This window comes from Acinetobacter sp. 1424608 (genome assembly GCF_000588255.1).
Taxonomy (GTDB): domain Bacteria; phylum Pseudomonadota; class Gammaproteobacteria; order Pseudomonadales; family Moraxellaceae; genus Acinetobacter; species Acinetobacter nosocomialis.
The window spans coordinates 301,172-315,361 of record NZ_JFXL01000002.1; the positions used below are offsets into that span (position 1 = coordinate 301,172).

17 protein-coding genes and 2 pseudogenes are annotated in these 14,190 nt (G+C 37.8%); 7 read left to right on the forward strand and 12 right to left on the reverse strand.

The genetic code is table 11. The features are described from left to right. The first annotated feature begins 18 nt into the window (after positions 1-18). From J678_RS0103950 to J678_RS0103955, 3 genes and pseudogenes are all read left to right on the forward strand, one after another. A pseudogene (locus tag J678_RS0103950) lies at positions 19-844 on the forward strand (helix-turn-helix domain-containing protein). A 94-nt stretch (positions 845-938) separates the two neighbouring features. Beyond that, positions 939-1,655 carry an AzlC family ABC transporter permease gene (locus tag J678_RS08050; protein ID WP_004707764.1) on the forward strand — a complete coding sequence of 239 codons (717 nt, stop codon included), beginning with the start codon at positions 939-941 and terminating at the stop codon, positions 1,653-1,655. 1 nt (position 1,656) lies between these two features. Continuing rightward, a complete protein-coding gene (locus J678_RS0103955) occupies positions 1,657-1,974 on the forward strand; it encodes an AzlD domain-containing protein (RefSeq protein WP_017393151.1) in 318 nt (105 codons plus the stop codon). A 37-nt stretch (positions 1,975-2,011) separates the two neighbouring features. On the opposite strand, the gene J678_RS08055 is transcribed toward J678_RS0103955, so the two are convergent. From J678_RS08055 to J678_RS08090, 8 genes are all read right to left on the reverse strand, one after another. Continuing rightward, a complete protein-coding gene (locus J678_RS08055) occupies positions 2,012-2,464 on the reverse strand; it encodes a DUF962 domain-containing protein (protein WP_031956233.1) in 453 nt (150 codons plus the stop codon). A gap of 571 nt (positions 2,465-3,035) precedes the next feature. Next, positions 3,036-3,653, reverse strand: coding sequence for a septal ring lytic transglycosylase RlpA family protein (locus J678_RS08060; RefSeq protein ID WP_002052473.1), 618 nt, complete (start codon positions 3,651-3,653; stop codon positions 3,036-3,038). 290 nt (positions 3,654-3,943) lie between these two features. Continuing rightward, complete coding sequence (mltB, locus tag J678_RS08065) at positions 3,944-4,945, reverse strand: lytic murein transglycosylase B (RefSeq protein WP_017393149.1); 1,002 nt, start codon at positions 4,943-4,945, stop codon at positions 3,944-3,946. A gap of 19 nt (positions 4,946-4,964) precedes the next feature. Next, the gene (gene rodA / locus J678_RS08070) at positions 4,965-6,107 is read right to left on the reverse strand and encodes a rod shape-determining protein RodA (protein ID WP_004707770.1); all 1,143 of its coding nucleotides are present in this window, start codon (positions 6,105-6,107) and stop codon (positions 4,965-4,967) included. A gap of 126 nt (positions 6,108-6,233) precedes the next feature. Further along, a complete protein-coding gene (locus J678_RS08075; RefSeq protein WP_002052502.1) occupies positions 6,234-6,884 on the reverse strand; it encodes a hypothetical protein in 651 nt (216 codons plus the stop codon). Between the two features lie 23 nt (positions 6,885-6,907). Then, a complete protein-coding gene (gene queF, locus J678_RS08080; RefSeq protein ID WP_017393148.1) occupies positions 6,908-7,720 on the reverse strand; it encodes an NADPH-dependent 7-cyano-7-deazaguanine reductase QueF in 813 nt (270 codons plus the stop codon). Beyond that, complete coding sequence (locus tag J678_RS08085; RefSeq protein WP_002052782.1) at positions 7,717-8,490, reverse strand: ABC transporter permease; 774 nt, start codon at positions 8,488-8,490, stop codon at positions 7,717-7,719. The genes queF and J678_RS08085 overlap by 4 nt, the downstream gene beginning before the upstream one ends. Further along, positions 8,487-9,422, reverse strand: a complete 936-nt coding sequence (locus J678_RS08090) for an ABC transporter ATP-binding protein (RefSeq protein ID WP_002052950.1) — start codon at positions 9,420-9,422, stop codon at positions 8,487-8,489. The genes J678_RS08085 and J678_RS08090 overlap by 4 nt, the downstream gene beginning before the upstream one ends. 297 nt (positions 9,423-9,719) lie before the next feature. On the opposite strand from J678_RS08090, the gene J678_RS08095 reads away from it, so the two are divergent. Continuing rightward, positions 9,720-10,706 carry a site-specific integrase gene (locus J678_RS08095; protein ID WP_017393147.1) on the forward strand — a complete coding sequence of 329 codons (987 nt, stop codon included), beginning with the start codon at positions 9,720-9,722 and terminating at the stop codon, positions 10,704-10,706. On the opposite strand, the gene J678_RS08100 is transcribed toward J678_RS08095, so the two are convergent. From J678_RS08100 to J678_RS08110, 3 genes are read right to left on the reverse strand one after another with little or no spacing between them, the layout of a single operon-like run. Continuing rightward, positions 10,703-10,972 (reverse strand): helix-turn-helix transcriptional regulator, encoded by a 270-nt coding sequence (locus tag J678_RS08100; protein ID WP_000123991.1) that lies wholly within the window; start codon positions 10,970-10,972, stop codon positions 10,703-10,705. The genes J678_RS08095 and J678_RS08100 overlap by 4 nt on opposite strands. A gap of 1 nt (position 10,973) precedes the next feature. Then, positions 10,974-11,696, reverse strand: a complete 723-nt coding sequence (locus J678_RS08105; protein WP_017393146.1) for a hypothetical protein — start codon at positions 11,694-11,696, stop codon at positions 10,974-10,976. Further along, positions 11,693-11,902 (reverse strand): hypothetical protein, encoded by a 210-nt coding sequence (locus J678_RS08110; RefSeq protein WP_004736784.1) that lies wholly within the window; start codon positions 11,900-11,902, stop codon positions 11,693-11,695. The genes J678_RS08105 and J678_RS08110 overlap by 4 nt, the downstream gene beginning before the upstream one ends. On the opposite strand from J678_RS08110, the gene J678_RS08115 reads away from it, so the two are divergent. The 3 genes and pseudogenes from J678_RS08115 to J678_RS08125 form a co-directional block, all read left to right on the forward strand. Continuing rightward, positions 11,895-12,329, forward strand: coding sequence for an HK97-gp10 family putative phage morphogenesis protein (locus J678_RS08115; RefSeq protein ID WP_031956230.1), 435 nt, complete (start codon positions 11,895-11,897; stop codon positions 12,327-12,329). The two genes, J678_RS08110 and J678_RS08115, sit on opposite strands and share 8 nt — an antisense overlap. Next, entirely contained in the window at positions 12,326-12,688 is a 363-nt protein-coding gene (locus tag J678_RS08120) for a DUF3168 domain-containing protein (protein WP_017393129.1), read from the forward strand. Before J678_RS08115 ends, J678_RS08120 begins: the two co-directional genes overlap by 4 nt. Positions 12,689-12,759: 71 nt before the next feature. Next, positions 12,760-12,963: pseudogene (locus J678_RS08125) on the forward strand (hypothetical protein); the annotation flags it as partial. A gap of 22 nt (positions 12,964-12,985) precedes the next feature. On the opposite strand, the gene J678_RS0103960 reads toward J678_RS08125, so the two are convergent. Continuing rightward, positions 12,986-14,170, reverse strand: coding sequence for an IS256-like element ISAba26 family transposase (locus J678_RS0103960; RefSeq protein ID WP_068801210.1), 1,185 nt, complete (start codon positions 14,168-14,170; stop codon positions 12,986-12,988). Between the last annotated feature and the right edge of the window lie 20 nt (positions 14,171-14,190).

The following is a 14,190-nucleotide window of genomic DNA, read 5'->3' on the forward strand; positions in this document are numbered from 1 at the left end:
AATAGATGAGATGTATATATGCACCGGGAACAGGCTGACTACTTGCATTTGCGAGAGTTGGGCGGTTTAGAATTATTAAAAGCACATTACCATCAAACGCAATTTTCAAAGCATACCCATGAGGGATATTGTATTGGTGTTATTGAAGAAGGTGCACAGTCTTTTTTTAGGACGGGTCAATTACATGTCGCTCCTAAAGGCGACATTATTTTGGTGAATGCAGATGAAATTCACACAGGCTCATCTGCTGTTGAATCGGGCTGGCGTTACCGTGCAATCTATCCTACACCCGAAATGCTTGCTGAAGTAAGCCAAGATTTTTTTTGAGCAAGGCCATGGGGCACCTTGGTTTCCGCAAGCAGTTATTCAGGACTTGGGTTTGTCTCAACAACTTTGTTTATTATTTGATTTATTAGAACAAAAAGACAATTTTTTGCTTAAAGAAACCATGTATCTATCCACATTAGCATGTTTAATGATGCGCCACGGTAAATCTCGACACACCTTTTGTGAATTACCAGAAGCTTATTCGAAAATATTAAAAGTTAAAGATTTGTTGGCAGATATGCCTGAAAAGAATTTTTCTTTGCAGGAATTGGCTGACATGGCCGGATTAAGTGCTTGGCATTTTTTAAGACAATTTAAAAAACATGTGGGTTTGCCACCTCATGCGTGGTTAGTGCAGGCACGTTTGCAAAAAGCGAGACAGTTGTTAAAGCAAGGTGATCAAATTGTGATGGTTGCACAGCAATGTGGATTTTCTGATCAAAGTCATTTTAACCGTCATTTTAAAAAGGCCATGGGTGTTACACCTACCCAGTATGTAGCAAGTCTTAATCTCTAAAATTTATTTTTATTTCTAAACGCAATTTTGTTCAAGAGAAGTTAACCTGCATAGAAGAAAATCTATAAATATTTAATATTATAGATGTCTAGAGATGAATACTCCTTTAAATCAATCTATTAGATTTTCTAAAAGCCGACCTCCGCATGTTTTTTTACGAGGGGCGGTAGATATACTGCCATTGTCTATTTCGGTTATTCCGTGGGCTATTTTGGCTGGTTCAATGGCAATTCATGCAGGTTTATCATTTTATAAAGCATTGGCAATGTCAGGAATTGTGTTTGCTGGTGCTGCACAATTGGTCAGTTTGAGTATGGTGATGGAGGGTGCTTCATTATTAACAATCTATATCACGATTTTCTTTCTTACTGCTCAACATTTTATTTATGCATTAACTTTAAGAAATGATATTTCTATTTTGTCTTTGCCCAAACGATTAAGTTTAGGTTTTTTACTAACAGATGAATTGTTTGCCTTAAGTGCTCCGAACGAAAAAAGGCATCCTCATTATTTATTGGGGGCGGGTATATGTTTTTATTTATTTTGGGTAATTTTTAGTCTAGTTGGAATTTTATTGGCTACGGCGATTCCAGATTTATTGTCCTACCATTTAGATTTTTCGATTATTGCTATTTTTGTGGCCATGATTATCCCTATGTGTAAGGAAAAGCCTGTCATAGCCGGAGTTTTAACAACTTGTTTTAGTGGTTTTATTCTCAAATTTTTTCATGTTGAAGGCGCCATTCTGATTTCCGGTTTATTGGGAATGCTAATTGCTGTTGTTGCAGAAAATAGAACAGGAGAAAAATAAGATGTCATGGCTCATGATTTTAGGATTAGCGGCTATTGTGTTTTTTAATCGTTATTATTTTTTGGAACCCAGTGTAAAAGTAAAATTACCTATATTGATGAATAAAATGTTGAATTATTCAGCCCCTTGCTTATTAACTGCTATTTGTATACCAGTAATTTTTTTTGAAGGAAATGAACTAAGAGGTTTTTTAGATAATCCATATTTATATGCGACAATATTTTGTATTGTAATTGCTTTTTATTTAAAAAAAGTCTTATCAAGTGTGCTACTCAGTCTAGCATTTTTCTATTTTATAAATTTTCTAATAAATCAGTAAACTTAAGCTGAATCTAAAAGATTCAGCTTTTTAAAAATTATTGAGTAATCAATTTGTTCTGCCGACTTTTCCACTTTGGCAATATTTTTCCAAGATAGGCATCCATACACCAAACTGGGCCAATCAATAGAAATTGCAAATCTTTAAAGAAAGAGGGCTTTTTACCTTCAACTTTATGACCATAAAATTGTCCAACCCAAGCAATCACAAAAATTGCAATATAAACCCCTATACCTACAGGTAGGGCATAAATGAGCCAAGCCATCACAACTAGAAGCGCAGCCATCGCTACTGCAAGTACAAGATCGAGTCGAGCATAGAAAATAAGAGTCAGTACAATGAGTAAAGCAGTGAGCAAAGCACTAAAGTGGGCGATGATTCCGATAATAGAAAACAAAATAGCTGGGACGCATACCCAATGAATTTTCTTATTCGTTGGATTTTGATGGCTTTCACTGTATTCATCAAACCATTCAGCAATAGATTTCATAGACCTTGTTCTCCATGTCTAATTTTGAGTCATTCTTTTTATGTCCATATTTTATCCTGTTGTTATGTAGGTAGACAAGAAAAGTCAAAAATCTTCCTTATCGTATATTCATGTGACCTTAAAAATTAAGGACTGATCATCTGGAAAAAGCAGGGTGGAAAAAATTAAAAAACAATCTTAAAAGGCAGCACAATCGTTTTAAAAAATCAGGCTATTTATTTTTGGATTTTGAAGTGGGGAAATCCTTATAAAAACCACTTTTTTATGAAAAGCTGGAAAATAATAGAAAAAAGCTCAACTCAACTTGCTTTAAAACGCTATAAACAGCTTTTTTTGGACTAAGGTGGTACTAGGGTAGCGGAATTTTTTTAAAATGGCTCTAATCAAAAAATATAAGCAAAAATGGATGAGTAATAAAATGATGTGTTTTTGGGTTAAAAAATAATCAATTTTGTAATTAAAAAATGAGTAAAAAACAAAATTTTTAGCATGATTTTTATATTTTTGGGTCTAAAAATTAAAAAGCCACAAATTAATTTGTGGCTTTTCCATGAACTCTAGGAGTAATCGCTTATGAAGTAGGACCGTCTACACGTTCAATACTTACTTTTGCAGTACCAGCATTGGTAATACCAAGACGTTTTGCAGCACCGTATGATAAATCAAGTACACGATTTGCATGGAATGGACCACGGTCGTTTACTTTTACTACCACACTTTTACCATTGTCTTTATTTGTAACACGGATATAACAGTTCAATGGCAGACTACGGTGAGCAGCAGTAAGTGCATTCATATCGAATGTTTCACCACTTGCAGTTTTACGGCCATGAAATTGACGACCATACCAAGATGCCATACCAGTTTGGCTAAACTTACGAACAGTATTTGAAGCTACTGTGTTAAGTTTTTCAATCACTGAAGGCTCATCTTCAGGGATTTCAATTTTAGCTGCGATAGCTTGACGACGAATTTGATCGCCAGAACGTTCAGTGATTGAAAGACTGTTAATGTTAGAAAAACGAGAATTAAAGCTTTGAGTATCTTTACTCAATACACGTGCAGCTAAATTAGCATTTGGACCATCTACATCACTGTTTAATGATGATGATTGCATCATTTCAGCGTGCAGTGGGGCCATGCTTAAACTAGCCGTCAGTGCAAGAATGTATTTCAGCGATAACTGCATTTATATAAACTCCTGAGAACATGCTCTTTTTCTTTTAGCCAACAGGCTAAAAATTGAAGTGAACATGCCTAATTATTCACTTTTGCAATTGCTTGATTGGGGTGGATAATATTCATCGCTTACGGAGAGTGTCTAGTCTTTAACGAGAAATAGTTACAAAAAGGGCAAAAACTTACAGTTTTAGGTTAAAAAATAACCAAATATGTAACAAGGTATTTAAAATGTATGTATTGTGATCGATTTAACAAAAATATTTATTGACTTTTACATAAACTCATCAAAAAGCTAGCCTATCGGCTAGCTACTTCTGTGCCTAATAACCATACAGCAGTCGCATACATTCGACTTTTGTTATAGGTTGTAATTACCTGAAAATTTGGATAGGTTAAATAGTAAATTGGACCGTTATAGTCTTGTAATTGAATAACATTTACCATATCTAAGTCATCAATTTTAACTAATGGGTTTAATGGAGAAATTCCCTGATTTTTGAGCACACCATACGGAGTAGGTTGAGTGAGATCTTTAGCAATAATACTTTCTGGATTTGAGCCTACATAACGAGCTATAAAACCAATTGGCTGATCACGTTGCCAACCTTGCTTTGCTAGGTAATTTGCAATTGAACCAATCGCATCTTCCGCAGAGTTACGAAGATCGATATGACCATTACCATCAAAATCTACTCCATACTTACTGATATTACTTGGCATAAACTGTGGATAGCCAATTGCTCCAGCATAAGAGCCAACAATACTATTGGTTGGATAGCCTTCTTTGTAAGTCCATGCAATCAGAGCAGCTAACTCATCACTAAAATAATCAGCGCGGCGAGGGTAACCAAATGCTAATGTTGCAAGTGCGTCACGAGTAATAAAAGAACCTTTATTTGCCCCATATCCAGTCTCAACACCTAAAATACCCAAAATAACAGCTTGAGAGACACCAAATTGCTGTTCAGCTCGGTTAAGCGCATCTGCATATTGATTTTTAAACCGGACACCACGTTGAATAGTACCTTCAACTAAAAACATAGAGCGATAATCGTACCAAGGCTTACTTTCTCCTGGACGAGTCATAATATTTATAATGTTTGGTAAATTTTTTGCACCGCTCATCGCGGCATCTACTTGTACACTACTTAAACCATAAGTATTCATGGCTTTTTGTTTAAAATTTAAATAATTAGGATCATTTACAAAATCATTGGCTTGAGCAAAATGACTTGTGCTCACTAGGCCGGTACACAAGGCAAGCGCTTTTAAAGTTTTATTAATAAATTGAGACAACATATCTTTTTAAAATTCCAAATTATCGATGTGTATGAATAGACATGACTAAACCAAAAGTGGCCATTAAAGTAATAATAGCGGTACCGCCATAACTCATAAAAGGTAAAGGAACACCCACTACAGGTAAAATACCACTGACCATTCCTGCGTTTACAAATACATAAACAAAAAAAGACAAACCAAAGGCACCAGCAACTAAACGACCGTAGTTATGAAAGCTCTGTAAACCAATCTGAAATGTTCTAAAAATAATAGCTGAATAAAGAATAACTAATATAAGTACGCCAATTAGGCCAAATTCTTCGGAATAAGCCGCAATAATAAAGTCAGTATGGCCTTCGGGTAAAAAGTGTAAATGTGATTGTGTACCTTCAAGAAAGCCTTTACCTGAGAAACCACCAGAACCAATAGCTGTTTTGGACTGAATAATATTCCATCCTGTTCCTAATGCATCTGCTTCTGGGTCAAGTAGCGTTAGAACCCGTTGACGCTGATAGTCGTGTAAAAGAAATTCCCAGGCAATTGGAATAACAATAGCTGCACAAGCTGCTGCGGCACCGATCATGCGCCAAGATAACCCACTTAAAAATAGTACGAAAATACCACTTGCTAATACGAGTAGGGATGTTCCTAAGTCAGGTTGTTCTGCAATCAGTAAGAAAGGAACACCAATTAACATTAATGATAAAACAACTTGAGAAAAGCTTGGAGGAAGTGGTTTGCGTGCTAAAAACCATGAAATCATCATTGGCATGCCAATTTTCATGAACTCACTGGGTTGCACGCTCCCGAAACCGGGAATATCGATCCAGCGTTTAGCCCCCATGCGGACTTCACCAAAGACCATAACTCCAATTAAGGAAAATAGTGCAAATAAATAAAAGTAAGGTGAAAAAGCTTGATAAACCTTAGGGGGAATTTGAGCCAGACTAATCATGACTAAAAAGCCAATACCAAAACTCATGGCTTGTTTACTGACTAAGCCTACATCTTGTGCAGATGCACTATATAGTACCGTTAAACCTAATAGGGCATTTAGGAATAAAAATAGGCATAACCACGGGTCAATATGAAGTTGCTGCCAGCGCGATGGTTGCATGGCAGTACTAAGACCATCTCGAGGAGCTTGGCGTAAAAATTTATATTGTGGACTAGGAGACATGCGGCTTTAACTAGGTCAATCAGTGCTTGGCGCATGCTAACATAAACCTGATTAATGGCAATGTATATCAATATTTTGCAATAAAAAAACCTGGCTCTCGCCAGGTTTCCGATGGTCTATTTTCTGTTAGTTAAAGAATAAACTATCGTGATATTCAGCCATCGCTTTTAGTTCAGTGCGATTTAAACTTGGAATAAGTTTATCGATCGCAATATGGACTGCTTTTGTTACAGCTGCTGCGCCAATATCGGCTGCTTTGCGCTTAATCATGCCTAAATCTAATGTTTTATTAAAATCAGACATAAAGTGTCTAACCATAGCATCACCAAACTGTTTATATAGTTCTGCTAAGGCTGCTTTATTAATGTCATTACCTGCTTGAAGCTCGGCAAAATTATGCTTCAAATTAGTAACTAAACCAGCATCTAAAGCTACACCAACTTTATATTGACCTTGTGGGTCTTTAAATAAGCTTTTCTCTGAAAACTCCACGGATTGTTTAACAACATCGTTTGGTGCTTTACTCAGTAATTGCTTTAAAAGCACAGCAACTGTTGATTTGACATAACCAGCTAGTTTTTCGGCAGTATCTCTTTTTTCACTCGCTGGGAAATGTTGTACTAACTGAGTCAGTACATTTTCAATAATTTCCTCATTAAGTTGTAAAGCAATTTTGTCTCGAAGTGGATATAACGGTTCACTGGAATTCTTATTCGCAATTCCAGTCTGTATATCGTTCAATAAGCCTTCAGAAGGGGTAAAACCAAAAAACGGCATGGTGTATCCTCAAATTATTCGTTTTATTGTCGTGCCAATCGAATCGGTTTTGGCATCCATGATAGATCCGATACTCGGCAAGGATTGATATCAAGTCCACCGCGGCGAGTATAAGTTGCATAAACCATCAGCTTTTCAGGTCGCAAATTTTGCCAAATATCTGCAAAGATTTGCTCAACACACTGTTCGTGGAAACCGTTATGCTGACGGTACGAGATAATATAAGCTAAAACACTACGATAACAAGGTTTTTTGCCCTTAAAACGGATAAAAACTGTACCCCAATCTGGCTGTCCCGTGACTGGGCAGTTACTTCTCAAAAGATGAGAATACAGTTCAATTTCGACTTCTTCACCAGACTCATCCAATTTTAAAAGTGATGCATCGGGACGTTGTTCTAAACGTTCAGGTGTTAGATCATCAATACAAATGCCTTGTGGTTTAGAAATATCAAGTTCATCTACTTGAAATAGCGTTAGCTCAACTTTGGCACCAGCTGCAGACGATAGGTCTTTTTCAACCGTTTCAATAAATAACTCTTTAGAGCCAAACTGGGTGAAGTTAAGACTATTGAAGTATAGCTTTAATGACTTTGATTCAATCAAATTTGGTGAAGAAGCAGGCAGGGTAATTCTGCCAATCGCAACCTGTGGAATACCATGCGAGTTTAACCAAGATATTTCAAAAACATGCCACCAATCTTTACCTTGGTTAATACCTTCAATATGTGAATAGTTTTCACGAGATTGAGCACGTGCAATTGGAAATAACACATCGGGTTGATAGCTAGTTGGATATTGGGTTTCTTTACCCAATAAAGACTGTTCGACACTCATTCACGCATTCCTGAACCACGAGCAAGTAAATAGTAGGCAATTCCATAAAGTACAACACAACATAATGTCACAATGATTAAAGAGAACGTAACGTTCACGTCACTATGACCTAAAATGCCGAAACGGAAAGCATTTACCATATACACAATAGGATTAATTAAAGAAAGTTTTTGCCAAAAAGGACCAAGTGCACTAATGGCATAAAACACACCACCTAAATAGGTGAGTGGAGTAAGTACAAAGGTTGGAATAATAGAAATATCATCAAATGATTTTGCATAGACTGCATTAATAAAGCCGCCTAAGGAAAATAAAACGGATGTAATTAATACTGTATATATAGTTACGAACCAGTTATGTATAAAAAGATGGGTAAAGAACATGCTCATCGCAGTAACAATGGCACCAACCAAGACACCACGACAAATACCACCAATCACGTAGCCCCATAAAATAATATGTAAGGGTACGGGACTCATGATGAGTTCTTCAATACTCTTTTGAAATTTAACACTGAAGAAACTAGAAGACACGTTAGCATAGCTGTTTGTAATAACAGCCATCATGATTAAGCCAGGTACAATAAACTGCATGTAGCTCACGCCGCCCATTTGCCCAATACGTGAGCCAACCAAATTGCCAAAAATGACAAAATACAAGCTCATGGTAATCGCAGGTGGTAATAAAGTTTGTGGCCAAATACGAAGAAAACGGCGTACTTCTTTACGAACTAAAGTCCAGAGGGCAATTTGCAGTTGGTTAAAGTTCATTTTGCCGCTCCTTCAAGATTTTTCTCGACCATTTTGACAAATAGCTCTTCAAGGCGATTCGATTTGTTACGCATACTACGAACACGAATACCTTGTGACTCTAAAAGTTGGAATAAGTCATTTAATGTATGTGCTTTATCCATTGTTACTTCTAAAGTACTACTATCAATTAAGTTGAACTTCACACCAATAATATTGAGCTGGAGTGGGGCAATTGGTTCTGCTAAATCAAAAATAAAAGACTCTTCACTCAGCTGGTTTAAGAAATTTTTCATGCTGGTATCTTCTTTAATGACACCACGGTCAATGATGGCGATTTGACGACACAACATTTCAGCTTCTTCTAAATAATGTGTCGTTAAAATAATAGAAGTACCGTTTTCGTTCATTTCGGTCAGAAAATCCCACATAGAACGGCGTAATTCAATATCTACACCCGCAGTAGGCTCATCTAGAATAAGAAGTTTAGGTTCATGCATCATGGCGCGGGCGATCATTAGTCGGCGTTTCATACCACCAGACAGCATACGTGCTTGTATATTACGTTTTTCCCACAAGCCAAGTTTTTCTAAATAATGTTCCGCTCGTTTCTCGGCAATCTTTTTATGAATACCGTAATAACCAGCCTGGGTAACTAAAATATCGAATGCTTTTTCAAATTGCCCGAAGTTAAATTCTTGGGGTACAACGCCAAGCTGCTGTTTTGCTAAGGATGGATGAGTATCGAGATTATGTCCAAAAATCTCAACAGTTCCGGAAGTTTTTTTCGTGAGGGAGCTGATAATACCAATGGTTGTTGATTTGCCGGCACCATTTGGGCCTAACAACGCATAAAATTCACCTTCAGGCACAGTGAGGTTAATACCTTTTAACGCCTGAAAACCATTACGATATGTTTTGGACAAATCTCTTAAAACCAAAGCATCAGTCATGAAATTCTCACATTATGAAAGAGGGGTATATTTTGAGCGATAATGATTAATAAACCAAGTAAAATAGTCGGAATTTTATGAAATTGAGATAAATTTATGAAGTTATTATATATAAATTGGTGCGCCCGGCGGGCACTTGTTTAAAAACAACAACTTCTTAGGTTTTTCTATCTTTTCTTATTATTTCATACAAAACAAACAAATGCCAAACTAGCCAATAATCTGTACTTCTATTATTTCTTATTTTTTCCTATTATTTCGGTTAATACCATTACGCCAAGATTACGCCACAAAATTATGGCTTCATTTAGACAACGCAACGATACATGGCGAGCCGAGATAAGTGTAAACGGAATTCGCGAAAGTGCAACCTTTGATACAAAAGCTCAGGCTAGGGCTTGGGCATCTAAACGCGAGACTCAGTTACGCGAACAATCGTATGGCAAATTACCAGATCACTCTTTTTTAGAAGCTATTGAACGCTACTTAAATGAAGTGAGTGTTAAAAAGAAAACTCATGAGAATGAAGTCAAGCGAATGGCTTTCTTTAAGCGTGAGTATAAAAAGCTATGTCAAAAACAATTAGCCAAAGTCACAACTGACGATTTAGTGCAATGGCGTGATTCTCGTTTAAAAGAAGTGCAGGGCGCTACTGTCAGACGTGAAGCAAATATTTTAGCTTCTTTATTTACTGTTGCCCGAAAAGAATGGAAGTGGATTAAAGAGTCCCCAATGGCCGACTTGACTTTACCCCCACCATCAAAGCACCGTGATAGACGAATTACCCAAGATGAAATTGATAGATTATGTCTTGCAGCAAATTGGGATAACAATGTCCCGGTAAATTCTACTCAGCAAATTATTATTGCTTTCCTTTTTGCAATTGAGACTGCAATGCGTGCTGGAGAGATTGTCGGCTTAACTTGGGATCGAGTTTACTTAAAAGATCGATATCTTGTTTTGAACGAAACAAAGAATGGCACAAAGCGAAATGTGCCTTTATCTAAGCGTGCAGTTGAGTTGCTTACTTTATTAAAAGGTCTTGATAAAAAGCAGGTCTTTACTTGTAATTCCCAAAGCTTTGATACGCTTTGGCGTAAATTGAGAGATAGATGTCAAATCACTGACTTGCACTTTCATGACACACGCCATGAAGCTTGTACACGTCTTGCAAGAAAATTAGAAGTTTTAGACTTGGCCCGTATGATTGGGCATAAAGACTTAAGAAGCTTGATGGTCTATTACAATGCTACTGCAAGCGAAATTGCAACGAGGCTTGATTAGCCCCGTTTACGTGGTCTTCCTTTCTTTGGCTCATCATCCGATTGTTCATTCAACCAGTTTGATAGCTCTGCCAAGTTCCAGCGTCTTCCTTGACCGCACTTAATAACATAGCGCGGTTTAGGGAAGGTTGGCAGGCAGCAAACTGCTGCCTTAAAGTGTACATCTCGATATCCCAAGAACTCAGCAGCTTGAGAATCATTTAGCCAAATATCAGAAGGTGGTAACGCTACAACAAAGTTACTACCAATATTTGCAATCGCTGTCATTTCACCCCTCCTTACTTTCCGCTTTAGTATCTGCCCACCAAAGTACTGGGCCATCTTCTGAATCAAATGCTGCAATTAAAAAGAGTCCTTGTTTAGGTGGTTCTGGCTTCCAGTTGGACCAATCTATTGCATCTTCTGGAACATTCGGAATATCCTCGTAATCCAATAGCTGAGTTTCAATTTTTACCTTAAGATTTATCTGGAGTTGTTCCCACTGTTCTCTTGTATATGCTTCTGCGCCTTCTTCAAGTGTGTCAAACAATTCAATATCTGGATGAAACCAATTGAAAATATTTTCAGGTGGTTCTATTGGCTGAATTTGATATTTAAAACCTGTCATACTAGATCCGTAATATTGTCTTGCCTCATCAAAGCTTTTGGTTACTAGGGGAGCAGATCCTTTCTTGTAGCACTTAACAATTTCGTCAAATTTAAAAACGCGCTCAGCAGTCTTCAAATCAAAGCATTGGTACATAGGTTCACTAAACCAACTCTCTACATAAAATAGATTTTTAATATGATCTTTGCGGGAACCGTGCCATTTCTGGACTTTAATAACATCATCGAAGATTTCTAAGAAAAAGTTGTTGCCTTCCTTTTCATGCATTTTTCTATAACGCTCAACAGCTCTCTCAGCTATCTCTTTAGAAGCTGCTGGTGTTTGTCTGAAAGGGCTGTAACCTTCAGGTCGCATTGCAACCGCCCATAAAGTTGATTCACTCATCCCTCAGCTCCCGATTCAATATCCAGCTTCATTGCACCTTCCTCTGGATATTCGGTCATCCAAAAGTAATAGCCTTTGCCACTGTGCCCATCTTCAAAAAATTTAATAGTTAGTTCAGTTTCAAGTTGATCTAAATCATTTTCACCATCTGGATTTACAAATTCGAGAAGGCTTTTTAATTGGTGACCATTAAGAGTTATGCTCATTGTTCAGCTCCCTAAGATGGGTGTCTTAAAAGATAAACGGAAAATTCGCAATGCAGCTATGAGAGCAGCCCGCAAAGGCATGAACGTTGTCCGTGATGCAGCAAGACAAAATGCAAAGGCCATAGATGACCCTGAAACGTCTGAAAAGATCTGGCGCAACATTTCGGTATCAGCAGGTAAAACTAAATCACTTGATTTGGTGCAAATGCGGGTAGGTGTTCGTGGTGGTGCGTCTTACTCAAACCCAACACCACCTAATACAAGTGGTGGAGACACCAGATACTGGCGCTTTCTTGAATACGGAACATCAGAAATGCCTGCAACTCCATTCATGCGTCCAGCATTGGCAAACAATGTCCAAAAGGTCACAGATACTTTCAGTCAGTCTTTCAGTGCTGAACTAGACAAGGAAATAGCAAAACTATGAGCTTTCTTCCAATTTATCGAACTCTCAACGCTGATGCTGCGGTTAAGGCTATTTTAGGCACAGATTTGCGTGTTTATGAGGATTTAGCGCCCTTAGATACGCCTACACCATATGCAGTGTGGCAAACAGTAGGTGGCAATGCTGAAAATAACCTAGATTGTCCTGCACATGTTGACCATGTCATGTATCAAATCATTGTCTACGACACACAGCAAAAGCGAGCCTATGAAGCGCGAGAGGCTATCCGCAAAGCATTAGAGCCGCAAAGTTATGTTCTAAACCCGAGTATCAATAATTACGAGCAAGACACAAAACTCTATTCTCGTGGCTTTGATGCCAATTGGTTTCTAGACCGATAAATCGCACAACAATCCAAACCCCACACCGCCGAAAGGCGGTTTTTTATTGCCTAAAATTTGAGGAATGACTCATGACTGTAATGCGCACACAAGGCACAAATGTATTTCTATTCGATGGCACAGCTATCACGAAAGCCGTTTGTATCACTGGTATTGATCTTGGTAGTGATAGTACAAGCAAGATTGAAAACACATGCTTAGAAGAAACCGATTCTAAAGCTTATTTAACTGGCTTGAATGATCCGGGTGATGGTTCTATTTTAGAGCCTGTAAATTATTTTGTGTAAGTTCCATTTTTTATAAATGATCTTTTAATCGATCATCGAACTGAATCGTAAACCAATTCATTGCTAAACGCCAATTTTGAATTGGCATCGTCCATTTCTTCGCAGCATTTGATGTTGCTAAGTAAATGACCTTCTTTACTGAGTCATCAGATGAAAAGATTTTCCTTTTCTTCGTTGAATGGCGTATTACGCTATTCAACGACTCAATCGCATTTGTTGTATAAATTGCATGACGTATTTCGGCTGGATAGCTAAAGATCGTTCGGATATTTTCCCAATTGGCCCGCCAGGATTCTCCAATTTTGGGATACTGGTGATTCCATTGATCACAGAAGATGTCTAGGGACTTTAAAGCATTTTCCTCTGTACTTGCCTGATAAATCGCTTTCAGACCCGACGTAACAGCCTTGTAGTCTTTCCAGCTTACAAATCTCAGGCTATTGCGTACAACATGCACAATACACAGTTGAATATCAGTATGACGGTAAACAGAGGCTATCGCGTCAGGAAAGCCTTTTAATCCATCTACACAGGCAACAAGAATGTCCTGTACTCCTCGATTTTTTAGCTCTGTCATGACTGACAGCCAGAATTTGGCACCTTCTGTCTGAGCAATCCACATACCCAGTAATTCTTTTTGCCCATCCATATTGATGCCTAAAGCAAGGTATACGGACTTGTTAATCACATTGGAGTGCTGACGGACTTTGACAACAATACAGTCAAGATAGACAACAGGATAAAGGCTATCTAAGGCTCTATTTTGCCACTCAGTCACTTGCTCAATCACAGCATCGGTAACTTTGCTGATGAGAGATGCTGACACATCGGCATCGTACATTTCTTTGAAGAAGGCTACAATTTCCCTATTAGTCATTCCTTTTGCATACAGTGAGAGGATTTGGTCATCCATACTGGTGATGCGTGTTTGGTGCTTTTTGATAATTTGTGGCTCAAATGAACCTTCTCGATCACGGGGAATATCTAAAGCCAGTTGTCCATCTTGAGTTGTAATGGTTTTAGAACTAAACCCATTACGGCTATTTGAGCCTTTCTTGGGCTGATGCTTTTCATAACCGAGATGGTCTGAAAGTTCAGTATTGAGTGCAGTTTCAATCATGAATTTTTTAAAGACTGCTGTCATTTGGTTTAAGTCTTCTGGTGTTTTTAGACCTTTAGCCAATTCGGCAGCCATACTTTTGATTGTTGCTTCAT